Annotated in this window: 19 protein-coding genes; 16 read left to right on the forward strand and 3 right to left on the reverse strand. The window is 65.9% G+C overall.

Features of this window, described 5'->3' with window-relative positions; translation table 11 throughout:
- From dnaA to BAU06_RS00020, 4 genes are all read left to right on the forward strand, one after another.
- Complete coding sequence (gene dnaA / locus BAU06_RS00005) at positions 1 to 1,533, forward strand: chromosomal replication initiator protein DnaA (protein WP_066342590.1); 1,533 nt, start codon at positions 1 to 3, stop codon at positions 1,531 to 1,533.
- A 2-nt stretch (positions 1,534 to 1,535) separates the two neighbouring features.
- Positions 1,536 to 2,645 (forward strand): DNA polymerase III subunit beta, encoded by a 1,110-nt coding sequence (gene dnaN / locus BAU06_RS00010; protein WP_066359814.1) that lies wholly within the window; start codon positions 1,536 to 1,538, stop codon positions 2,643 to 2,645.
- Positions 2,646 to 2,734: 89 nt separating this feature from the next.
- Positions 2,735 to 5,188 carry a DNA topoisomerase (ATP-hydrolyzing) subunit B gene (gyrB, locus tag BAU06_RS00015; RefSeq protein ID WP_066342594.1) on the forward strand — a complete coding sequence of 818 codons (2,454 nt, stop codon included), beginning with the start codon at positions 2,735 to 2,737 and terminating at the stop codon, positions 5,186 to 5,188.
- A 315-nt stretch (positions 5,189 to 5,503) separates the two neighbouring features.
- Positions 5,504 to 5,827: a DUF4148 domain-containing protein gene (locus tag BAU06_RS00020; RefSeq protein WP_066342596.1), complete on the forward strand. Its 324-nt coding sequence runs from the start codon at positions 5,504 to 5,506 to the stop codon at positions 5,825 to 5,827.
- Between the two features lie 307 nt (positions 5,828 to 6,134).
- On the opposite strand, the gene BAU06_RS00025 is transcribed toward BAU06_RS00020, so the two are convergent.
- Positions 6,135 to 7,049 (reverse strand): DUF6216 family protein, encoded by a 915-nt coding sequence (locus tag BAU06_RS00025; RefSeq protein WP_066342597.1) that lies wholly within the window; start codon positions 7,047 to 7,049, stop codon positions 6,135 to 6,137.
- A gap of 305 nt (positions 7,050 to 7,354) precedes the next feature.
- Between BAU06_RS00025 and BAU06_RS00030 the strand changes: the two genes are divergently transcribed.
- Complete coding sequence (locus tag BAU06_RS00030) at positions 7,355 to 7,678, forward strand: DUF4148 domain-containing protein (RefSeq protein ID WP_066342596.1); 324 nt, start codon at positions 7,355 to 7,357, stop codon at positions 7,676 to 7,678.
- Between the two features lie 301 nt (positions 7,679 to 7,979).
- Here BAU06_RS00030 and BAU06_RS00035 read toward each other — a convergent pair whose 3' ends face one another.
- Positions 7,980 to 8,903, reverse strand: a complete 924-nt coding sequence (locus BAU06_RS00035; protein ID WP_066342599.1) for a LysR family transcriptional regulator — start codon at positions 8,901 to 8,903, stop codon at positions 7,980 to 7,982.
- 312 nt (positions 8,904 to 9,215) lie between these two features.
- Between BAU06_RS00035 and BAU06_RS00040 the strand changes: the two genes are divergently transcribed.
- The 8 genes from BAU06_RS00040 (at position 9,216) to BAU06_RS00075 (ending at position 19,015) form a co-directional block, all read left to right on the forward strand.
- A complete protein-coding gene (locus BAU06_RS00040; RefSeq protein WP_066342605.1) occupies positions 9,216 to 10,691 on the forward strand; it encodes a sulfatase-like hydrolase/transferase in 1,476 nt (491 codons plus the stop codon).
- Between the two features lie 131 nt (positions 10,692 to 10,822).
- Positions 10,823 to 11,803, forward strand: coding sequence for a Bug family tripartite tricarboxylate transporter substrate binding protein (locus BAU06_RS00045; RefSeq protein WP_197509393.1), 981 nt, complete (start codon positions 10,823 to 10,825; stop codon positions 11,801 to 11,803).
- 320 nt (positions 11,804 to 12,123) lie between these two features.
- Positions 12,124 to 12,447, forward strand: coding sequence for a DUF4148 domain-containing protein (locus BAU06_RS00050; protein WP_066342596.1), 324 nt, complete (start codon positions 12,124 to 12,126; stop codon positions 12,445 to 12,447).
- A 513-nt stretch (positions 12,448 to 12,960) separates the two neighbouring features.
- Complete coding sequence (locus BAU06_RS00055; RefSeq protein ID WP_066342608.1) at positions 12,961 to 13,875, forward strand: HTD2 family dehydratase; 915 nt, start codon at positions 12,961 to 12,963, stop codon at positions 13,873 to 13,875.
- A gap of 69 nt (positions 13,876 to 13,944) precedes the next feature.
- A complete protein-coding gene (locus BAU06_RS00060) occupies positions 13,945 to 15,102 on the forward strand; it encodes an acyl-CoA dehydrogenase family protein (protein ID WP_066342612.1) in 1,158 nt (385 codons plus the stop codon).
- 37 nt (positions 15,103 to 15,139) lie between these two features.
- A complete protein-coding gene (locus BAU06_RS00065; RefSeq protein WP_066342614.1) occupies positions 15,140 to 16,330 on the forward strand; it encodes a CaiB/BaiF CoA transferase family protein in 1,191 nt (396 codons plus the stop codon).
- A gap of 105 nt (positions 16,331 to 16,435) precedes the next feature.
- Complete coding sequence (locus BAU06_RS00070) at positions 16,436 to 17,875, forward strand: MmgE/PrpD family protein (protein ID WP_066342615.1); 1,440 nt, start codon at positions 16,436 to 16,438, stop codon at positions 17,873 to 17,875.
- Between the two features lie 234 nt (positions 17,876 to 18,109).
- Positions 18,110 to 19,015 carry a LysR family transcriptional regulator gene (locus BAU06_RS00075; RefSeq protein WP_066342617.1) on the forward strand — a complete coding sequence of 302 codons (906 nt, stop codon included), beginning with the start codon at positions 18,110 to 18,112 and terminating at the stop codon, positions 19,013 to 19,015.
- 6 nt (positions 19,016 to 19,021) lie between these two features.
- Here BAU06_RS00075 and BAU06_RS00080 read toward each other — a convergent pair whose 3' ends face one another.
- Positions 19,022 to 19,927, reverse strand: coding sequence for a LysR family transcriptional regulator (locus tag BAU06_RS00080; protein WP_066342619.1), 906 nt, complete (start codon positions 19,925 to 19,927; stop codon positions 19,022 to 19,024).
- A gap of 111 nt (positions 19,928 to 20,038) precedes the next feature.
- Between BAU06_RS00080 and BAU06_RS00085 the strand changes: the two genes are divergently transcribed.
- The 3 genes from BAU06_RS00085 (at position 20,039) to BAU06_RS00095 (ending at position 23,228) form a co-directional block, all read left to right on the forward strand.
- Positions 20,039 to 21,196 carry an iron-containing alcohol dehydrogenase family protein gene (locus BAU06_RS00085; RefSeq protein WP_082993453.1) on the forward strand — a complete coding sequence of 386 codons (1,158 nt, stop codon included), beginning with the start codon at positions 20,039 to 20,041 and terminating at the stop codon, positions 21,194 to 21,196.
- Between the two features lie 27 nt (positions 21,197 to 21,223).
- Positions 21,224 to 22,111: a TauD/TfdA dioxygenase family protein gene (locus tag BAU06_RS00090; RefSeq protein ID WP_066342621.1), complete on the forward strand. Its 888-nt coding sequence runs from the start codon at positions 21,224 to 21,226 to the stop codon at positions 22,109 to 22,111.
- Positions 22,112 to 22,223: 112 nt separating this feature from the next.
- Positions 22,224 to 23,228 (forward strand): Bug family tripartite tricarboxylate transporter substrate binding protein, encoded by a 1,005-nt coding sequence (locus tag BAU06_RS00095; RefSeq protein ID WP_066342623.1) that lies wholly within the window; start codon positions 22,224 to 22,226, stop codon positions 23,226 to 23,228.

Genomic DNA, 23,228 nt, shown 5'->3' on the forward strand with positions numbered 1-23,228 from the left:
ATGAAAGAATTCTGGCAGACCTGCGTCAGTCGTCTTGAGCAGGAACTCCCCCCTCAACAGATCAGCGCGTGGATACGTCCGCTCGTGCCGCTTGCGTTCGACGAAACGCAGGGGGTGCTGCGCATTTCGGCGCCCAACCGCTTCAAGCTGGACTGGGTGCGCAAGAACTTTGCCCACCAGATAGAGCAACTGGCGGGGGAATGGTATCAGCGGCCGGTGCAGGTGCAGTTCGAGCTGCCGGCCGGCGCGGGCGCGCCGCGCATGCCGGTCATGCCGCGCCAGCCCCTGGCCACGCCCGGAACGCCGGCCGCCGGATCGCCGGCCGCCGGATCGCCGGCCGCCGGGACGCCGGCCGCCGGTCTGGGGGCCGCCCACGCCCCTGCCCCCTCGGTGCCGGTCGGCGAGACCGCCGCGCCGCCGGCCATGCCGGGCGGCGCCATGCCCGGGGCGCCCACATCCGGTGCGGTGGCGGCCGCCGTCAATGCCGACGCGGCCAACGTCATCTACGAGCGTTCGCGCCTGAACACCGACCTGACGTTCGAGAACTTCGTCACCGGCAAAGCCAACCAGCTGGCCCGCGCGGCCGCGCTGCAGGTTGCCGAGAACCCTGGCATTTCCTATAACCCGCTGTTCCTGTACGGCGGCGTGGGCCTGGGCAAGACACACCTTATCCACGCCATCGGCAATGCCATGGTGGCGGCGGGCACGGGCGTGCGCGTGCGCTACGTGCATGCCGACCAATACGTGTCGGACGTCGTGAAGGCCTACCAGCGCAAGGCCTTCGACGACTTCAAGCGCTATTACCATTCGCTGGACCTGCTGCTGATCGACGATATCCAGTTCTTCTCCGGCAAGAACCGCACGCAGGAAGAGTTCTTCTACGCGTTCGAGGCCATGGTGGCCCAGCGCAAGCAGATCATCATCACCAGCGATACCTATCCCAAGGAACTCGCCGGCATCGACAGCCGGCTGATCTCCCGCTTCGACTCCGGCCTGACCGTGGCCATAGAGCCGCCGGAACTCGAAATGCGCGTGGCCATCCTGCTGCGCAAGGCCGAGTCCGAAGGCGTGCCCATGCCGGAGGAAGTCGCCTTCTTCATCGCCAAGCACTTGCGCAGCAACGTGCGCGAACTGGAAGGCGCGCTGCGCAAGGTCCTGGCCTACGCGCGCTTCCATGGCCGCGACGTGCTTACCGTCGATGTCTGCAAGGATGCGCTCAAGGACTTGCTGTCGGTGTCCAACGGCCAGATCACGGTCGAGAACATCCAGAAGACGGTGGCCGACTTCTACAAGATCAAGGTCGCCGACATGTATTCGAAACGGCGTCCGGCCAATATTGCGCTGCCCCGCCAAGTGGCCATGTACCTGGCCAAGGAGCTGACCCAGAAAAGCCTGCCTGAAATCGGTGACCTGTTCGGTGGCCGCGACCACACCACCGTACTTCACGCCGTGCGCAAGATTTCAGACGCGCGTGGCAAGCTTGCCGAGCTCAACCATACCCTGCACGTGTTGGAACAAACTCTAAAAGGATGAACATGCAACTCGTACAAACCACACGCGATGCATTGCTGAAACCGCTATCGACTGTGGCGGGCATCGTCGAAAGACGCCATACCCTGCCCATCCTGGCGAACATCCTGATGCGCAAAGAGGCCAACAAGGTATCGTTCATCGCGACGGACCTGGAAGTGCAGATCACGACCCAGGCCGAGTTCGGCGTGGGCTCCGACAACGAATCCACGACCGTGGCCGCGCGCAAGCTGCTGGACATCCTGCGCGCCCTGCCGGATACCGGCGACGTCCGGCTTTCCCTGGCCAGCAACAAGCTGTCGGTACAGACCGGCAAAAGCCGCTTCGCGCTGCAAACGCTGGCGGCCAGCGAATTCCCCACCGTGGCCCAGCCCGAGCAATGGGACGTGTCGCTGACGCTCACGCAGAAGAACCTGCGGCATCTGCTGAACATGGTGTATTTCGCCATGGCGCAGCAGGACATCCGCTATTACCTGAACGGCATGCTGATGGTCTTCGAACCCGGCCGCGTTCGCGCCGTGGCCACCGATGGCCATCGCCTGGCGCATTGCGCCACCGAGGCGGAAGGCATCAGCGAGCGGCACGAGGTCATCGTTCCGCGCAAGACCGTGCTGGAAATGCAGCGCCTGCTGGAAGACACCGATGCGCCGGTCTCGGTGGACGTCGCCCCGGGCCAGATCCGCTTCCGCTTCGGCGACGTGGAGCTCGTCTCCAAGCTGGTCGAAGGCAAGTTCCCCGATTTCAACCGCGTGATCCCCACGACCTACACGCGGCATTTCGTGGTCAATCGCGAAGCGTTGCAGGGCAGCCTGCAACGCGCCGCCATCCTTACCACGGACAAATTCAAGGGCGTGCGCCTGCAGCTGGCGCAGAACCAGATGAAGATCTCTTCTTCCAACGCCGAGCAGGAAGAGGCGCAGGAAGAACTGGATATCGATTACGCCCACGAGGCGCTCGACGTCGGCTTCAACGTAGGCTACCTGCTGGACGTCCTGAGCAACGTCAAGGTGGAAGAAGTGAAATGGTCGGTGATGCCCGACCAGAACGCGTCCGCCCTGATCACCCTTCCCGATGACGAGAACTTCAAGTATGTCGTGATGCCCATGCGCATCTGACATCCAGGGTCCGCCATTCCTGGTCGCGGCGCGTCGCGCCGCCGCCGGGCCGCAAGCCGGCCGCTTTATTCGCGCATTTACAGAGATTTATGTCCGACACTCCGAATACCACTCCCGAGAACTCCGGCTACGGCGCCGATTCGATCAAGATGCTCAAGGGGCTGGAGGCCGTGCGCAAGCGACCCGGCATGTACATCGGCGATACCTCCGATGGCACCGGGCTGCATCACATGGTGTTCGAGGTCGTGGATAACGCCATCGACGAAGCGCTGGCGGGCTATTGCGACGACATCGTGGTCACCATCCACACCGACAACTCGATCTCGGTGTCGGACAATGGCCGCGGCATTCCCACCGACATCCACAAGGATGACGAGTTTGGCCGCAGCGCGGCGGAAATCGTCATGACCGAGCTGCACGCCGGCGGCAAGTTCGACCAGAACTCCTATAAGGTGTCCGGCGGCCTGCATGGCGTGGGCGTGTCCTGCGTGAACGCACTCTCCGAATGGCTGCGCCTGACCATCCGCCGCAACGGCGAAGTGCATGAGATGGAGTTCCGCCAGGGCCAGCGCGTCAATCCACTGACCGTGACGGGCAAGACGGAAAAGCGCGGCACGGAAGTGCGTTTCCTGGCCGATCCGCTGATCTTCAATCACATCGAATACCACTACGACATCCTGTCCAAGCGGCTGCGCGAGCTGTCGTTCCTGAACAATGGCGTGAAGATCCGCTTGATCGACCAGCGCCAGGGCAAGGAAGAGAACTTCGCCTTCTCCGGCGGCGTGAAGGGCTTCGTCGAGTACATCAATCGCAGCAAGACCGTGCTGCATCCGAATGTGTTCTCCGTCAGCGCGGAATCCAGCGCCGGCGGCGTGCCGGTCACGGTGGACGTGGCCATGCAGTGGAACGACAGCTATTCCGAGAATGTGCTGTGCTTCACCAACAACATTCCGCAGCGCGACGGCGGCACGCACCTGACCGGCCTGCGCGCGGCGATGACGCGCGTGATCAACAAGTACATCGCGGACAACGAGCTGGCCAAGAAGGCCAAGGTCGAGACTTCCGGCGACGATATGCGCGAAGGCCTGGCCTGCGTGCTGTCGGTCAAGGTGCCCGAGCCCAAGTTCAGCAGCCAGACCAAGGACAAGCTGGTGTCCAGCGAGGTCCGCCCCGCGGTGGAAGACGCGGTCGCGCGCACGCTGGAATCGTGGCTGCTGGAACATCCCATCGATGCCAAGGCGCTGTGCGCCAAGATCGTGGAAGCGGCCCGCGCCCGTGAAGCGGCGCGCAAGGCACGCGAGATGACGCGCCGCAAGAGCGTGCTGGAAGGCGCCGGCCTGCCCGGCAAGCTCGCGGATTGCCAGGAGAAGGATCCGGCGCTGTGCGAGCTGTACATCGTAGAGGGCGATTCGGCGGGCGGCTCGGCCAAGCAGGGCCGCGACCGCAAGTTCCAGGCCGTGCTGCCGCTGCGCGGCAAGGTGCTGAACGTCGAAAAGGCGCGCTTCGACCGTCTGATCGCCAGCGAGCAGATCGCCACGCTGATCACCGCGCTGGGCACCAGCATCGGGCCGGACTTCAACATCGACAAGCTGCGCTACCACCGCCTGATCATCATGACCGATGCGGACGTGGACGGCGCGCACATCCGCACGCTGCTGCTGACGCTGCTGTATCGCCAGATGCCGGAGCTGGTCGCGCGCGGCTACGTCTACATCGCGCAGCCGCCGCTGTACAAGGTGAAGGTGGGCCGCGACGAACGCTACCTGAAGGACGACCAGGAAGAAGCGGTATTCATGCTGCAGCTGGCGCTGAAAGACGCCGAGCTGATCCCGGCCGAAGGGGCCGAGCCCATCTCCGGCGAGGCGCTGGCCGCGCTGGCGCGCCAGTACACGCTGGCCGACGCCGTCATCGCGCGCGCGTCGCGCATGATCGACGAGGCCGCTTTGTCGGCCATGGCCGAGGGCGTGGAAATCAACCTGGATACCGCGGAGGCCGCCGAGGCCTCGGCGCAGCGCCTGGAGAAAGCCCTGTTCGACCCGCTGAATCCGCATGCGGTCAAGGTGTACGCGGAAGTCGATCCGGCCACCGAGAAGCAGCGCCTGGTCGTGCAGCGCATGCGGCATGGCAATGCGCGGATCAGCCTGGTGGACGCTACCTTTGTCGAAGGCGCGGACTACGGTGTATTGTCCGCCGCCGCCAAGACCTTCCTGGGCCTGATCGGCAATGGCGCGGTGATCGCGCGCGGCGAAGGCGAAAAGCGCAGAGAGGCGCCGGTCGGCGACTTCCGCGAAGCCATGCGGTGGCTGCGCGGCGAGGCCGAACGCAGCGTGTCCAAGCAGCGCTACAAGGGCCTGGGCGAAATGAACCCGGAACAGCTGTGGGAAACTACCATGGATCCCAAGGTGCGCCGCCTGCTGCGCGTGCAGATCGAAGACGCCATCGCGGCGGACGAAGTCTTCACCACGCTGATGGGCGACGAAGTCGAGCCGCGCCGGGCGTTCATCGAAACCCATGCGCTGTCGGCGAGCAACATCGATATCTGACCGTTCGCGGCCATGGAAAAGCGGCGGTGCCGGAAGGCGCCGCCGCTTTTTTTATGCGCGGGGTTCCGGTGGGTTGACGCCGGGGCCACTTAGGACAATAGGCTGTCTTTATGTCTTCGATAGTCGGAATGATGGAATAAATCTGGATTGCTTCAGAAATTGGAAAGATGATTTTCTCGGATCAGGGTTTATCCCTAGGCCTGGGCGGCGCAGAATGCGTTTCATCGGGAACAGCAACGGACATCGCGAACTTTCCCAAGCAAGCAGATCGCGATGCACGGCCCGAATCACTTAACCAGGACTAGGAGTACTGCCATGAAAGCCAAGACCATCGTTTCCGCTCTGATTCTCTCGTTCGCCGCCATCGGCGCGGCCCAAGCGGGCACCCCGCGCGGCGATTCGGACAACACGCCCTTCCAAGGCGTGTACGGCCAGCAAGCCAGCAGCGTGAGCCGCGACCAAGTGGTTGCGCAGCTGGAACAAGCACGCGCCGCGGGCCTGACGGGTAACGCGGACAGCGACAACGCGCCGTTTACCGCCCAAGCCGATACGCCCTCCATCCCCGCTGTCGCGCAAGGCGGTGGCGTGCATGGCGACCTGGCCTTCGGCGACATCGACAACCAGCCCTTCCAAGGCTAAGCCTGGAAGGGGCCGGGACGGCCCAGCCCTTCCCGCGTCGAGCTGGAAGGGCGATGAAACAAGCAGGTTCTTCCAGGCTGGCGCCTGGAAGGGCCCGAATGAAGTAGCACATTGAAGTAGCAAGCGTGGCGTGACGCCACACCGGCCGCGAAGGCCGGACACGCCACCAGGAAGTCCTGCCGTTCATGCCAGCAAGGGTGAACGGTTCCCCCGGCGAGAGGCGGGGGTTGCTGTGTTGGCAGTCCTCTCGGTGCAGTACGGTCGGCCCCCTTACGGGGGCCGATTTGTTTGCGCATTGCGGATGTATTCATCCGCTACGGCGGACTCGTGGCGAGGAAACCCGGCCGGCACGCGTACCGCGCCGGTCCGGCACTTCACGATGTGCCGAGGCGGGCACCGTATTTCTCGTCGGGCTCCGTGCGCCGCCGTCCGAAGCGGAGCCATATATTTTCGTCCGCAGTCTTCGCGCCTCAATGGCGGAACGAAACGCAAGCATGCCAAGAAGCGCCGCCCAGCCGCCGATCGATAAGGCCGTTATGCCGACATTGCGCTGACCGTCTGTTGTGTCCTGCACGTATTGTCTGAGTTCTTCGGTATTCAACGCATGGCACAGCGTCGTGATCTCCGTCGTCGACATGCCGGCCAAGCGCGACAATTCGTCCGTATCAGCGGAACATTCCTTTGCAGAAAAGTGCCAGCCTCCCGACGGCGCCCGGACAGTGACACCGTCCGTGATGAACCAGGTCTTCGATTCACGCATGTGAAGCAGTGCCGCCGGGTAGGCGGCAACATAGGCTGCCACTAGCATAAGCAGCGTCGCCATTGCGCAGGAAACAAGGGGATAAGCAGCGTAGCCCTTGGGCGGTTCCAGCACAATGTCAGCTGACGCGGGGTCGATCCACTTGCGCACCTTCAACAATTTGGAAATGTCGATGCGGTGCTCGTCCAGCCAAAGCGCGAGTTTGTGCACATCCCCCAAGGTTTCTGCTGGCAAGCGATAGATGAACCGGAATTTCTCCAGATCCAGGTTCCTGCGTATCAGCCCTTTTACGATGGGATCCTCCACCTCTGCTTTCCCTGCCAGCAGGCGCCACAGCCGGTCCAGCAATGTATAGACCGAGCCGGCGCGCCACAAGAAAAAGGCGACCAAGGCAATCCCGCCCAACAGCGCGTAAAGGTGAGGAAAGAGTGAGTTCTGGACAATGGCTGAGAGAGATTCCAAGCAATGACTCCTTGTTCGCTGGCGCGTCTTGCATGAAGCGCCGCGGCGGATGGCCTTTCAGGGTTACGGCAGATTCAAGGCTGTTCGATAGACTGGCTTTATGTCTTCGATAGTCGAAATGATGGAATAAATCTGGATTGCTCCAGAAATTGGAAAGATGATTTTCTCGGATCAGGGTTTATCCCTAGGCCTGGGCGGCGCAGAATGCGTTTCATCGGGAACAGCAACGGACATCGCGAACTTTCTCAAGCAAGCAGATCGCGATGCACGGCCCGAATCACTTAACCAGGACTAGGAGTACTGCCATGAAAGCCAAGACCATCGTTTCCGCTCTGATTCTCTCGTTCGCCGCCATCGGCGCGGCCCAAGCGGGCACCCCGCGCGGCGATTCGGACAACACGCCGTTCCAAGGCGTCTACGGCCAGCAAGCCAGCAGCGTGAGCCGCGACCAGGTGGTTGCGCAGCTGGAACAAGCGCGCGCCGCGGGCCTGACGGGTAATGCCGACAGCGACAACGCGCCGTTTACCGCCCAGGCCGATACGCCCTCCATCCCCGCTGTCGCGCAAGGCGGCGGCGTGCATGGCGACCTGGCCTTCGGCGACATCGACAACCAGCCGTTCCAAGGCTAAGCCTGCAAGGGGCCGGGACGGCCCAGCCCTTGCCGCGTCGAGCTGGAAGGGCGATGAAACAAGCAGGTTCTTCCAGGCTGGCGCCTGGAAGGGCCGAATGAAGTAGCACATTGAAGTAGCAAGCGTGGCGTGACACCACACCGGCCGCGCAGGCCGGACACGCCACCAGGAAGTCCTGCCGTTCATGCCAGCAAGGGTGAACGGTTCCCCCGGCGAGAGGCGGGGGATGCTGTGTTGGCAGTCCTCTCGGTGCAGTACGGTCGGCCCCCTTACGGGGGCCGATTTGTTTGGCGGTGCCGATTCAGCGGCGGGCGCCGATGGCCTGGCCGATCTCCTCCAGGCTGCCGCGCAGGATGTGCGCCACCTCGCGGCAGGCCAGCGTCATCGGCCTGACTTCGGACATGGCCAGCGTGATGCTGCGGGTGAGCGACGGTTTCACGATCCGCGCGGCCTGCAGTTCGCCGGCGGCGCATTCGCGCGTGACCGCATGTTCCGCCAGCACGGCATACAGGCCGCTGCGCAAAACCATCTGCTTCTGGATCTGCAGCGAATCGCATTCCAGGGCAACCGTCAGCGTCACCCCCATGCGCCGCGCCAGCTGGTCCATCTGCCGGCGAAAGGCGCTGGGCGCGCCGGCCAGCACCAGCGGCAGGCCTTCCAGGCTGGCGAAGGGAACGGTGGCGGCGCGGGTCGCCGGATCGCCGGGGGCGGCCACCAGGAGGTGCCGCGCGCTGAACAGCGTGGTTTCGCGGCGGCGGCTCTCGCGCCCGCCGCGCATCAGGATGCCGATGTCGACATCGCCGTTTTCCAGCCACTCGCTGACCGCGGCGCCCACGCCGTCGCGGATGCGCAGGCGGATGTGCGGGTGCTGTCGGCGAATCTGGTCATAGGCGCGGGATAGGCATTCATGGTCGATGGAAGACAGCACGCCGATGCGCACCAGGCCGGCGGGCTGGTCCACCGCCTGTGCCACGTCGCGGCCCAATGCGTCGCCCTCCTCCAGCCAGGCCAGCACGCGCGGGTACAGCTGTCGGCCGGATTCGGTCAGTTCCACGCCCCGGCCGGTACGGTGGAACAGGCGGCCGCCGCACTGCTTTTCCATGGCGGACAGTTGCCTGCTGATGGCGGGCTGCGCGCGGTCCCGCAGGACGGCCACCTTGGTCAGGCTGCCCTGGTCCGCAATCTGCACGAACAGGCGCCATTGGTCCAGCGAAAGGGCAGTCATGCAGGTTCACCTGAGGGTTTGATTGCGCTCCACGGGGGCAACCGGTTGCGATCCGCCGCCCGGACGGTGGGGCCGGTCCGCGCTGGCCGGATCGGCCTGAGCACCCGCCGCCAGCCAGTTCCAGGGCCCAAAGACATAACTCCGAAATCATATCTGATCTTCCTGATATGCCTCTGGCGACCAGGGCTGCCCGCGCCTAGACTTTCCCGGAAACGGCGGACCGGCTCGGCTCCGGCCGAACCGCGCCGCGCTGGCGGAGCGGCGCAACGGCCGCCTCGCCGCCGCCAGCCAGGCGCTGCAACAAGGACATCCATGGCCCCTCCCAATGTGCTCTTCATCATGGTCGACCAGTGGCCCGGCGCGCTGCTGGGCAGCGCCGGCCATCCGGTCGTTCAGACTCCCACGCTGGACCATCTGGCCCGCCTGGGTACGCGTTTCCCGCGCGCCTATTCCGAGTGCCCCATCTGCATCCCCGCGCGTCGCACGGTCATGACGGGTACCTCGCCGCGCGGGCATGGCGATCGCAACTTCGCGCCAGCGCTGGAAATGCCCGCGCTGCCCACACTGGCGCAGTCGTTCCGCGACGGCGGCTACCAGGCCTACGCGGTGGGCAAGATGCACCTGTATCCGCAGCGCGACCGCATCGGGTTCGACGACATCCTGCTGGCCGAAGAGGGCCGGCCGCAGCTGGGCGCGGTGGACGACTATGACATCTACCTGGCCGAGCAGGGCGCCGCCGGCGAGCAGTACCTGCACGGCATGAACAACAACGACTACATGCACCGGCCCTGGCATCTGGCCGAGAAGCTGCACGTGACCAATTGGACGACGCGCGAAGCCGCGAAGATGATCAAGCGGCGGGATCCGCGCCGTCCCGGTTTCTGGCACGTGTCGTACACGCATCCGCATCCGCCGCTGGTGCCGCTGGCCGCCTACCTGGACCTGTACGAGCGCGCGCTCATCGACCTGCCCGCCCAGGCCGATTGGGCCAGCGGCGCGTTGCCGCCCGCCCTGCAAAGCATACGGGACCACTGGCCCATCCAGGCTACGGATACCCACGTGCAAGGCATACGGCGCGCGTTCTACGCGCTCTGTACGCATATCGACCATCAACTGCGCGTGCTGCTCGGCACCCTGCGCGAAGAGAACCTGCTGGACGACACCATCATCATGGTCACCGGCGACCACGGCGACATGCTGGGCGCGTTCGGCCTGTGGGCGAAGCGCCTGTTCTACGAGGGCTCGGCCCAGGTGCCGATGATCCTGGTCGACCGTGCCCGCGACGCGCGCGTGGCGGCCGGCCATGTCGACCATCGCCTGGTCGGCCTGCAGGACGTGATGCCGACGCTGCTGTCGCTGGCGGGGCTGCCCATCCCGGACACGGTGGAAGGCATGCCGATGGTGGGCGATCGGCGCCGCGAATTCCTCTACGGCGAATGCAAGGAGAATGTGCTGGCCACCCGCATGGCGCACGACGGCCGCCACAAGCTGATCTGGTATCCGGCGGGCAACGTGGTGCAGTTGTTCGACTTGCAGGAAGACCCGCGCGAATGCCGCGACTTGTCCGCCGCGCCCGCCTATGCGGATGTGCGCCGGCGGCTGGAGCAGGTGCTGGTGGATAAGGCCTGGGGCGTCGACAAGCAGTGGATCCAGGACGGGAGACTGGTCGGCGCTCCCGCCGACGCGCCGAAGCGAGGCGCCGATCGGGCCTTCGGCGGCCAACGTGGCCTGCATTATCCGCAGCCGCCGCTGAGCGATCCGACGCAGACGGTGGGATCGCCGGGCTAGCGATGCCTACGCTTCCGCATGCCGGCGCCTGGGGGGCCGCGCATGCAGGGGCCGCCGGCGTCGGGGATCGACCCGGCCCATGCTGCCCCCAGGGCACAACAAGCACAACAAGCACAATGGAGACACGCATCATGAATCGAGTAAAGGCCGCGCTGGCAGGCGCGCTGGCGATAGGCATGGCCCTGGCGGGTGCCTTCCATGCGGCGCACGCCGCGGAATGGCCCACCGAAAAGCCGATACGCCTGGTCGTGCCGTATCCCGCTGGGGGCAATTCAGATGTGATCGGCCGCGTCTTCGCCCGCAAGCTGGCGGACGCGCTGCACCAGGCCGTCATCGTGGACAACCGGCCGGGCGCCGGCGGTTCCATCGGCGCCGCGCTGGTGGCCAAGGCGCAAGCCGATGGCTACACGCTACTGCTGGGCGACATCGCCACGCACGCGATCAACCGCTTGTCCATGCCCAACCTGCCGTACGACGCGCAGGCCGATTTCGTGCCCGTGTCGCGCCTGACGAGCATCTCGCTGCTGCTCGTGGCCAATCCGAAATACGGTTTCAAGTCGGCCGGGGAGTTCATCGCCTACGTCAAGGCCCATCCCGGAAAGCTGGCCTACGCCACCGGCGGCAACGGCACGCCCAGTCAACTGGCCATGGAAATGCTGCGCGGCGCCGCGGGGCTGGACATGCTGCAGATTCCGTATAAGGGGAGCGCGCCCGCATTGACCAATGTGGTCTCGGGCCAGGTGAACGCAATGATCGACGGTGCCGCCACGCCGCTGGTGAAGGCCGGAAAACTGGACCTGCTTGCCGTTACGGCGGACCGCTCGCCCGCCTTCCCCGATACGCCCACCCTGGCGGAGTCCGGCGTGCCGGGCTACCGCTTCGTGTCCTGGCACGGCGTGTTCGCGCCCAAGGGAACGCCGCAGGCGGTCGTGGACAGATTGGCCGCCGAGCTCGGACGCGCGGCCCAGGATCCCGAAGTGCGCAAGCAATTCCAGGCCTTGGGCATCGGGCTGGATACGCAGCACGGCGCCGCTTTCGCGTCTTTCATCACCGACCAGCGGGAGTCCTTGGAGGCCGTCGTGAAAGAGCGCGGGTTGAAGCTGGCGCAGTAGCGCCGCTAACCCTTCTGCGCGCGACGTCCTTCGGCGTGCGGACGATTCGGCCGCGTCGGCGAGGGGTTGTGGACACCGGGGGCCGGAGGGACCGCAGCGGCGATAGTCGAGGTTTATGAATTCGATAGTCGGAATGATGGAATAAATCTGGATTGCTCCAGAAATTGGAAAGATGATTTTCTCGGATCAGGGTTTATCCCTAGGCCTGGGCGGCGCAGAATGCGTTTCATCGGGAACAGCAACGGACATCGCGAACTTTCCCAAGCAAACAGATCGCGATGCACGGCCCGAATCACTTAACCAGGACTAGGAGTACTGCCATGAAAGCCAAGACCATCGTTTCCGCTCTGATTCTCTCGTTCGCCGCCATCGGCGCGGCCCAAGCGGGCACCCCGCGCGGCGATTCGGACAACACGCCGTTCCAAGGCGTCTACGGCCAGCAGGCCAGCAGCGTGAGCCGCGACCAGGTGGTTGCGCAGCTGGAACAAGCGCGCGCCGCGGGCCTGACGGGTAACGCCGACAGCGACAACGCGCCGTTTACCGCCCAGGCCGATACGCCCTCCATCCCCGCTGTCGCGCAAGGCGGTGGCGTGCATGGCGACCTGGCCTTCGGCGACATCGACAACCAGCCGTTCCAGGGCTAAGCCCGCCAGGGCCGGGGACAGCCAGGGATTCCGGCGCCGAGCGCCGAGAGGGATCTGGCAACCCCAGGCCGCGGCAGGGCCAGGCCTGGAAAGGTCTGAAGCATCCAGGAAGTCGCAGCAAGCAAGCGTTGAAGCAAGCGAGGGGTGGCGTGAAGGCGGCGAAGCGGAATGCGCAGCCGCCACATGACGCAGCAACGGGAGTCCGGTGGGGCCGGCGATGCAGTGCTTTCGCCGGCGCGGATATCCCGCCATGCCGGCCCGGAGGGCCGGGCACGCCACCAGGAAGTCCTGCCGTTCATGCCAGCACGGGTGAACGGTCCCCCCGGCGAGAGGCGGGGGATGCTGTAGTGGCAGTCCTCTCGGTGCAGTACGGTCGGCCCCCTTACGGGGGCCGATTTCGTTTTTGGCGCTCGAGCTTAATCCCGCCGAAACGCCACCTTAAGCAAATGCGACTTCGCGATCGCGGCGCGGGGGTGCATAGTGGAGCCATCCCTGCAAGACGGAGACTCCTACATGCCGGACGCTGGCGCCTCGCTCAACGATTGGCTGGACAAGACCGAGACGGTCCATGACCTGATTACGCCCTTCCCCCTGGCGGCGCTGGCCGCTACGCTGGAACGCCCCGACCCGCGCGGCGTTGTGCCTCCGCTATGGCATTGGCTGTACTTCCTGCCTGTCACCCCCATGAGCGAGGTCGGACCGGATGGGCATGCCCGGCGCGGCGGTTTCCTGCCGCCCGTGCCCCTGCCGCGCCGCATGTGGGCCGGCGGCCGGCTGACGTTCCAGGCGCCGTTGCGCGAAGGCGAGCGCGCGACGCGCACGTCCACCATCACCCACATCGAAGACAAGACCGGCCGCAGCGGACGGCTGGTGTTCGTCACCGTGCACCACCGCTACGAGGTCGACGGCGAAGCCCGCTTGGAAGAAGAGCACGACATCGTCTACCGCGACGCGCCGCCCGCTTCCCCGGGCGCCAAGGCGGCAAGCGTGCCGGGAAGCGATAGCGTGATCGGCGTGGGCCATTCCGGCGACCGCAACGCTGCTCCGGGGATACGCCAGTCGCCCGCGCTGGAAGACGAAACCTGGTCTCGCACCCTGCATCCGGACGCCGTGCTGCTGTTCCGCTACTCGGCCTTGACCTTCAACAGCCACCGGATCCATTACGACCACCCCTACGTGACCGGGGAAGAGGGCTATCCGGGCCTGATCGTGCATGGACCGCTGATCGCCACGCTGCTGGTGGACCTGCTGCGGCGCGAGCGGCCCGACGCCACGCTGCGCGGTTTCGCCTTCCGCGCCATGCGGCCCTGCTTCGCGGGCAATGCCTTGACCGTATGCGGCAAGCCGCGGGACAACGGCGAGGTGTCGCTATGGACGCGCGATCATGAAGGCAACGTGGGCATGCAGGCGACGGCCACCCTGGCGTGACTTGGTCACCGCCGATATCTCGACACACAGGGCACCCGCCACACCCTCATTTGGAGCATCGTCGCAGCCATGAATCCACAGGAATCGTTCCAGGACATCCGCGAAGCGGTGCGCGATCTCTGCGCGCAGTTTCCGCCCGAATACTTCCGCGAGATCGACGAAGTGCGGGGTTATCCCGAGGCCTTCGTCGACGCGCTGACCAAGGCCGGCTGGCTGGCCGCGCTGATCCCGCAGGAGTACGGCGGTTCCGGCCTGGGCTTGACCGAGGCCTCGGTCATCATGGAAGAGATCAACCGCTCCGGCGGGAATGCGGGCGTGTGCCACGGCCAGATGTACAACATGGGCACGCTGCTGCGGCATGGATCCGATGCGCAAAAGCGCGCCTACCTGCCCCGCATCGCCAGCGGGGAGCTGCGCCTGCAATCGATGGGCGTGACCGAACCCACGACGGGCACCGATACCACGAAGATCAAGACCACGGCAGAGCGTCGTGGCGATCGCTATGTGGTCAACGGCCAGAAGGTATGGATTTCGCGCGTGCAGCATTCCGACCTGATGATCCTGCTGGCGCGCACTACGCCGCTGGCGGACGTCGCGCGGAAATCCGAGGGCATGTCGATTTTCCTGGTCGACCTGCGCCAGGCGATCGGCAAGGGCCTGACGGTGCGCCCCATCCGCAATATGGTCAATCACGAGACCAACGAGCTGTTCTTCGAAAACCTGGAAATTCCCGCGGAGAACCGCATCGGCGAAGAGGGCCAGGGTTTCAAGTACATCCTGGACGGGCTGAACGCGGAACGCACCCTGATCGCCGCGGAATGCATCGGCGACGGATACTGGTTCGTCGACAAGGTCAGCGCCTATGCCAAGGAACGCGTGGTGTTCGGGCGCCCCATCGGGCAGAACCAGGGCGTGCAGTTTCCCATCGCGCGCGCCTATATCAATGTCGAGGCGGCCAGCCTGATGCGTTTCGACGCCGCGCGCCGCTTCGATGCGCGAGAGCCCTGTGGCGCGCAGGCGAACATGGCCAAGCTGCTGGCGGCGGATGCCTCGTGGGAAGCCGCCAACGCCTGCCTGCAATTCCATGGCGGCTTCGGCTTCGCCAGCGAGTATGACGTGGAGCGCAAGTTCCGCGAGACGCGGCTGTACCAGGTGGCGCCGATATCGACCAACCTGATCCTGTCGTACGTGGCCGAACATGTGCTGGGGCTGCCGCGGTCTTTCTGACCGGCGCGCGGATCGTCGGCATTGCGGGAGCAAGAGAGTGGACGGAACTACCAGGCCGCTGGACGGCATCAAAGTGATTGCGCTGGAACACGCCATCGCCGCGCCCTTCTGCACGCGCCAGCTGGCGGACCAGGGCGCGCGTGTCATCAAGATCGAACGTCCGGGCGTGGGCGACTTCGCCCGCCGCTACGATGAGCGCGTGCACGGGCAGGCCTCGCACTTCGTGTGGACCAACCGGTCCAAGGAAAGCCTGACGCTGGACTTGAAACAGGCCCAGGCGCAACGCATCCTGCGCGCGCTGGTGGCCGATGCCGACGTACTGGTGCAGAACCTGGCGCCCGGCGCGGCGGATCGCCTGGGCCTGGGCTACGAGGCCTTGTCGCGCGAATGTCCGCGCCTGATCGTCTGCGACATCTCCGGCTACGGCGCGGATGGACCCTATCGCGATCGCAAGGCCTACGATCTGCTCATACAGAGCGAATCGGGGTTTTTGTCGGTCACCGGCACGCCGGACGAGCCGGCGAAGGCGGGATGCTCCATCGCCGATATCGCCGCCGGCATGTACGCCTACAGCAATATCCTGAACGCCCTGCTTCTGCGCGGGCGCACGGGGCGCGGATGCCGCATCGATGTCTCCATGCTGGAAAGCATGGTGGAATGGATGGGCTACCCGCTGTACTACGCCATGGACGGGCAGTCCCCGCCGCCGCGCGCCGGCGCCTCGCACGCCACGATCTATCCCTACGGGCCCTTCCCCACCGGCGACGGCAAAGCCGTGATGCTGGGGCTGCAGAACGAGCGCGAGTGGAAACTGTTCTGCGAGCGTGTGCTGCGCCAGCCCGCATTGGCGGAGGACCCGCGCTTCGCGAGCAATTCCGCGCGGTCGCGCGAGCGCGAAGCGCTGCGCGCAGCTATCGTCGCCGCCTTCGCCGACCTGAGCGCCGAACAAGTGGTGCAGCGCCTGGACGAGGCCGGCATCGCCAATGCGCGCATGAACACCATGCACGACGTCTGGACGCATCCGCAGTTGCGCGCGCGCGAGCGGTGGCGGGAGGTCGACGCGCCCGGCGGCCCCATTCCGGCCTTGTTGCCGCCGGGCATGCCCCAGGGCATACCGGCGCGCATGGACCCGGTGCCGGCGCTGGGCCAGCATACCGAAGCCATACTGGCCGAGCTGGGTTACGACGCGGCGGCGATCGAGCAACTGCGCGCCGCGCAGGCGATCTGAGTAGACGGCGCGATGGTGGCGCGCACATGGACACATCGCGGCGCGCGGCGCCATCGGCACGTCGCGGATGAACACGATCACGTATCGACATAAAGGAGCCCGACCATGAACAACGATCGCCCAGGTGGCCCGGAGGGGCTGGATCATCCCAGCCGCGCACTGGCTGCCTTTGCCGCCGCGCTGCGCTTCGAGGCCATTCCAGGCCCGGTGGTGGAACGCACGGTCAACCTGTATGTGGACTGGCTGGGATCCGCGCTGGCGGGCAAGGGCGCGCGGCCGGTGGAAACCATTGCACGCTTCGCCCGCGCGGCCGGCGGCCACGCCGGGCCGGCGGAAGTCATCGTTGACCGCGGCGGCGCATCGGCCTATTTCGCCGCGATGGCCAATGGCGCCGCTTCGCATTTCGTCGAACAGGACGACGTCCACAACGGGTCCGTCCTGCATCCGGCCACCGTGGTCTTCCCCGTGGTGCTGGCGCTGGCGCAGGAGCGGGGGGCTTCCGGACGCGACCTCATCGCTGCCGCGGTGGCCGGTTACGAGGTCGGCATCCGCGTGGGCGAATACCTGGGGCGCTCGCACTACAAGGTCTTCCACACCACGGGCACGGCAGGTACCCTGGCCGCGGCGGCCGCGGCCGGGCGCCTGCTGGGCCTGGACGAGCAAGGCATGCTGCACGCCTTCGGATCGGCCGGGACGCAGGCCAGCGGCTTGTGGGAGTTCCTGCGCGATGCCGCCGACTCCAAGCAGCTGCATACGGCCATGGCGGCGGCGAACGGCCTGATGGCCGCGCGCCTGGCCGCCGACGGTTTCCGCGGCGCGGCGCGCATCCTGGAAGGCGCGCAAGGCATGGCGGCAGGCATGTCGCGCGATGCCGATCCCGCGCGGCTGCTGGACGGCCTGGGCCGGCGCTGGGCCACGATGGAAACGTCCTTCAAATACCACGCGGCCTGCCGTCATACGCATCCGGCCGCCGATGCCCTGCTGGCGGTCGTGACGCAGCATCGGCTGCGGCCGGACGACGTCGCCCGCGTGACGGCGCGGGTGCACCAGGGCGCCATCGATGTGCTGGGCAATGTCGTGATCCCGCGCAGCGTACATCAGGCCAAGTTCAACATGGGCACGGTGCTGGGCATCGTGGCGCACCGCGGCTATGCGGGCGTGAACGAGTTCGAACAGGCCTATGACGCGCCGGAAATCGCCGCCTTCCGCGAGAAGGTCGAGATGGTGCGGGACGAAGAAGTGGATCGCGCCTATCCCGCGCGCTGGATAGGCAAGGTCAGCGTGACCACCACCGATGGCCGCGTGCTGGAAGGCCGTGTCGACGAGCCCAAGGGCGACCCGGGCAATACCTTGTCGCGCCAGGAGATCTCGGACAAGTTCCTGCGGCTGGCGGCGTTCTCGCGCACGGCCGAGCCGCAGGAGGCGCGCGACATGCTGGCACGTGCCTGGGAGCTGGCATCGCTGCCCGTCGTCGGCAGCGTGTTCGCGGGGGCGACCGTGTCCTCGCGCGCCGACCGGCCTGTGGCGCGCGCCGATATGGCTTGACGCAGGGCGGGCGCGTGGCGCGGGCCGCGCGCCCGCACCCGCGGACTCGCGCCGCGCATCGGCGCGCCCCGCGTCGGCGGTGCGCACATCTTTTGACCAGGCATCACCTTACCGCGCGGTCCTGCACCGCGCGGCTCCCCGATATCGGAGTGGCCACATGGCTTGCAGCCCGGCCCCGTCCCAGGCCCCCGCTCGGTTACCATGAGCCTGTCCTCATTTCCGAACCGCGCGGACATGCATTTCGATTTCGTCGATCTGCGGCTGCTCGTCCATCTGGCCGATACCCGCAACCTGGCACGCGCCGCGGAGCGCTCGCATATGTCGGCGCCCGCGGCAAGCAACCGCATCCGCAACCTGGAACGCGACCTGGGCTTTCCCCTGCTGTACCGTAGCAGCCAGGGCATGACGCCGACACCCGCCGGCGAGGCCTTCGTCCACCATGCCCGGCTGGTACTGGAACGCGTGGAGCACCTGGCCGGCGACATGCAGGAGTATGGCGAGGGCATCAAGGGTCATGTCCGCATCTGGGCCAACACCACCGCCATCAGCGAGTTCCTGCCCGAGGCCCTCAGCACCTTTCTGCGCGACTATCCCGACGTCAATATCGATCTCAGGGAGGTATTGAGCGGCGACATCGTCAAGGGGGTGGCCGACGGCGCGACCGATATCGGCATCGTCGCGGGCAATGTACACGCCGGGCCGCTGGAGATGCTGCCCTATCTGGACGATAGGCTGGTGTTGGTGACGGCGGTGCAGCATCCGCTGGCGCAAGAGGCCTCCGTCGATTTTGCCCGCACGCTGGGCGACTACTACGTCAGCCTGCCGGCGTCCAGCGCCATCCATATGTTCATCGACAACGCGGCCCAGGCGCTGGGCAGCCGCATCAAGCTGCGCATACAGGTTGGCAACTTCGAGGCGGCCTGCCGGATGATAGAGGCGGGCGTCGGCATAGGCGTGGTGCCGCGGTCGGTGGCGCGCCGCCATGCCCGTGCCATGGCCATCGCGCTTATTCCGCTCAACGATCCCTGGGCGGAGCGCAAACTGAAGATCTGCGTGCGGGCGCTGGCCGACCTGCCGCCCTTTGCCCGTACCCTGGTCGAGCGCCTGATGGCCGACGCGCGGGAGGCGTCGCGCGGTTGAAGGCCGCTATTGCTTCCACTCCGCGTCCTTGAACCAGCGCCGCAAGTGCTCGACGAATAGCCGTACCTTGTAGGGAAGGTGGCGCTTGCTCTGCACAATGGCGTAGATATCCAGGCCTTCCGGCCGATATTCCGGCATGACCACCTGCAGGGTCCCCGCCCGCAATGCGCTTTCCACCATATAGCGGGGATGCATGGAAATGCCATGGCCCAGCTGGGCCAGATGCATGATGGACTCCCCCAGATTGGAATTGAACGTCCCCGAGACGTGCACGACCTGCGTGTTGTTGCGCGGGTCCGTGAAGGTCCACATATTGGTGGGTGCCTTCAGGCTATGAACCAGGCAATTGTGCTGCTCCAGGTCCTTGGGAGTGGCCGGCGTGCCGTGCGTGCGCAGATAGGCGCGCGTGGCGACGACGACCTGGGGCACGACCGTGATCAGGTAGGCAATCTGGTTGGTGTCCTTCAGCCGCGGCGCGATGCGCACGGACAGGTCCAGATTCTCCGCGATCAGGTCGCTGCGGCCGTCATCCAGCAGCAGCGATATCTTGATGGCGGGATAGCGGCGCAGGAAGTCCTCGATGGCCGGCGCCAGATGCACGGCGCCGAACGACGGCGGCGTACCCAGGCGTATGCGTCCGGTGGGCGTGCGCACCGGACCCTGCACCAGCTCCTTCAGATTGCGCGTGGCCAGCGCCAGCGTGTCGGCGTTCTCCAGCAGCAGCCGCCCGCTTTCGGTCAGGCTGACGTGCTTGGTATTGCGGTTGAAAAGCTGGACGCCGAAATAGCCTTCGAGCCAGGCGATCTTTTTGGTCACCGACGATCGGCTGGAAGCCCTGCTTTCGGCCGCCTTCGAAAAGCTGAGGCTCTTGCCGACTTCCTGGAAGACCTCCATGCACTCGATCAAGTCCATCGGTGTGTTTCCATTCTGGAAAAAATCATTTCGTTGCGCGGCCCTTCTGCGCGACTGGCGTGCTTACTACACTGGGCTATCTCTTACGGTGAACGCGACCTGTCCTTGCTTATGATCCCAGGCGATTTCGACTACCACCTGTTCGGCACGCATGTCCGTTTCGGCGAGGGCGTGGCCGCCCGCGCGGGCGAGGAATTGCGGGCGCGGGGCCTGCGGCGGCCGGTGGTGTTGACGCAGGACCGCATCGCCGGCGCGCCGCGGCACGCGGCCCTGCTGCGCGGGCTGGAAGGCATGACGGTGCTGCAACGCAGCGGCATCCCGCCGCATTCCAGTGTCAGTTTAATCGAAACAATCGCGCCGGATGTCGCCGCCTTCGGACCGGACTGCCTGATCGCCGTGGGCGGAGGAAGCGTGGCGGACTCGGCCAAGGCGCTGGCGCTCCTGCTGGCCGAAGGCGGCCGCCTGGCCGACCACGTCACCGTGTTCCGGCCGCCCGCCACCATCGAGATTCCGCGGCGCACCGCGCCCAAGCTGCCCATCATCGCGGTACCCACGACGGCATCGGGCGCGGAGACCACCTCTTCGTTCGGCGTGCGCGATGGCGACGGCGACAAGCTGATGTTCTGGAACCGCCAGGTTTCGGCGGCCGCCATCCTGGTCGATCCCCTGATGAGCGAGGACGTACCGCTGGCCACGATGCGCTATACGGCCATGAACGGCATCGCCCATTGTCTGGAGGGCCTGTATTCCAAGGGCCGCTCCATCGTCTCGGACGGCCTGGCCGTGCAGGCCGTGGGCCTGTTCCACCAGGCCTTGGCGCATCCCTTGCCGGCGGAGGCCGCGCAGCGCCGCCTGATCCTCGCGGCCGCGCATCTGTCGGGCATGGTGCTGGCGATGGCGCGCAGCTGCCTGCACCATGCGATCTGCCACGTGGTCGGCGCGCGCCTGGATCTGCCGCACGGCCTGGTGAATACCGTCATCCTGCCGCATGCCCTGCGTTTCAACGAAGACGCCGCCGCACCCATGCTGGCCCCGGCGCTCGATCGCGTGAACAGTCTGGCGGCGCGCCGCCACGGCAGCCTGTCGGACTGGCTGGCACAGACTGGGGTGGAACTGGGCCTGCCACGGCGCCTGCGCGACCTGGGCGTGGCCGAAACCGCGCTGCCGGACATCGCGGCCCACGTCATGACGGAACGCGGGCTGGCGCTCAATCCCCGGCCCGTGGCCGACGCGGGCGAGGTCCTCGCGATATTGCGGCAGGCGTTCTAGGGCCGATCAACACTGGTAGGAGACAACATGGAAATCGTTGGAAGCGGCGCCACGCTGGGCGCCCGCATCGAGGGCGTGGACCTGGCCCGCCCGCTGTCGCGCGAGGACTACCGCGCCATCGAGCAGGCCCTGGGCCGGTACGGCGTGGTGTGCTTTCCGCGGCAGCGACTGGATGCCGCGGCGCTGAAACGCTACGCCGAAAACTTCGGCACCCTGGAAGTCAACGTCGCCAACCTATACCACGAGCCCGGCATGCCGGAGGTCATGATCCTGTCCAACATTGTCGAGGATGGCAAACCGATAGGCCTGAGCGACGCGGGCCAGGACTGGCATACGGACATGTCCTATAGCCGCACCATCGCGTTCAGCAATGTGCTGTACGGTATCCGCATCCCCATGCGCGACGGCCGCTCGCTGGGCAATACCGAGTTCTGCAATATGCACGCGGCCTACGAAGGCCTGCCGCAGGCGCTGAAAGACGAGCTGGATGGGATGACCATCACCCATGACTTCAACAAGTTCTGGGAAATGATGCGCCGGGAGAAAGGCAGCACGCGTCCGCCGCTGACGGAAGAACAGCGCAGGCGCAAGCCGCCGGTGTCGCACCCGGTCTTCCTGACGCATCCCATCACGGGCCGCAAGGTGCTGTACGCCAACCCCGGGTATTCGGTGCGCATCAACGAAATGACGGCGTCGCGCAGCGAGGAAGTGCTTGCCTTCCTGTTCGAGCACCAGCTGCAGGACAAGTATCGCTACCGCCATCACTGGGCCGAGGGCGACGTCCTGATGTGGGACAACATGGGGACCATCCACAACGCGGTGGCCGATTACCGGCCGGATGAACCGCGGCTGATCAAGCGCTGCCAGGTCATGGCGGACAAGTACTTTCCCGAGCTCTATCGGGACCAGGGGTAACGCGCCGCGCGGCAGGCCCGACGCCCGCCGCGCCGATGCACAGCCGGCAGGCCGCCGCAGGGCGGCGCCCGCCGGGACGAGCGGCAACGCCGCCTAAAACAAGGAGACAGGCATGAACCCAAGAAACCTGGCCAAGCGGGCGCTGGCCGCGGCACTGGGCACCGCGCTGAGCGCGGCGCTGGCGACCGCCGCGCGCGCCGACGACTATCCTTCCCGGCCCATCCGCATGGTGGTCGGCTATGCCGCCGGCGGGCCGACCGACGTGGTCGCGCGCGTCATGGCCAAGGAAATGTCGGAAAGCATGGGCGCCTCCATCGTGGTGGAGAACAAGCCCGGTGCGAGCGCATCCATCGCCGCCAACGACGTGATGCGTTCACCACCCGATGGCTACAAGCTGCTGGTTACCTCACTGACGCTGAATGTGAACCCGCTGCTGTATCCCAAGCGCTACGACTACGATCCGGTCAAGGCCTTCGAGCCGATCACCAACTTCGTCAACAATCCCATGTTGCTGGTGACGAACTACGACTCGCCCTACAAGGACTTGAAGAGCCTGATCGCCGACGCCAAGGCGCATCCTGGCAAGTTGACCTTCGGGTCGTCCGGCGTGGGGGGCTCGGCTCATCTGGCGGCCGAGATGCTGGCCACGGAGGCCGGCATCAAGATGGTCCACGTGCCTTTCAAGGGCAACGGGCCGGCGCTGCAGGAGATGGTGGCGGGCCGCATCAGCTTCATGTTCTACCCCAGCGTGGGCATTCCCAACTATGTCGCCGCCAAGCAGCTGCGCGTGCTGGCGGTGGGCACCGAGAAACCGCAGAAGGAGTTCCCCGGCGTGCCCACCATGGACAGCCTGGGCTTCAAGGGCTTCGAACAGGGGGCGCCGTGGATCGGCATGCTGGCGCCGGCCGGCACGCCCAAGGCCATCGTGGACAAGCTGAACAAGGCGGCGGTGGACGCCTTGGCCAAGCCCGCGGTGCGCGAGCAGATGGCACAGCTGGGTGCGGTGGTCGTGGCCGACAGTCCCGAGCAATTCCGCCAGTTCCTGATCCAGGACAAGGCGCGCTGGGCGGCGGTCATCAAGAAAGGCAATGTGACGGCGGACGATGCCGGCAATTGA

Source organism: Bordetella bronchialis (assembly GCF_001676705.1).
Lineage (GTDB): Bacteria > Pseudomonadota > Gammaproteobacteria > Burkholderiales > Burkholderiaceae_B > Bordetella_C > Bordetella_C bronchialis.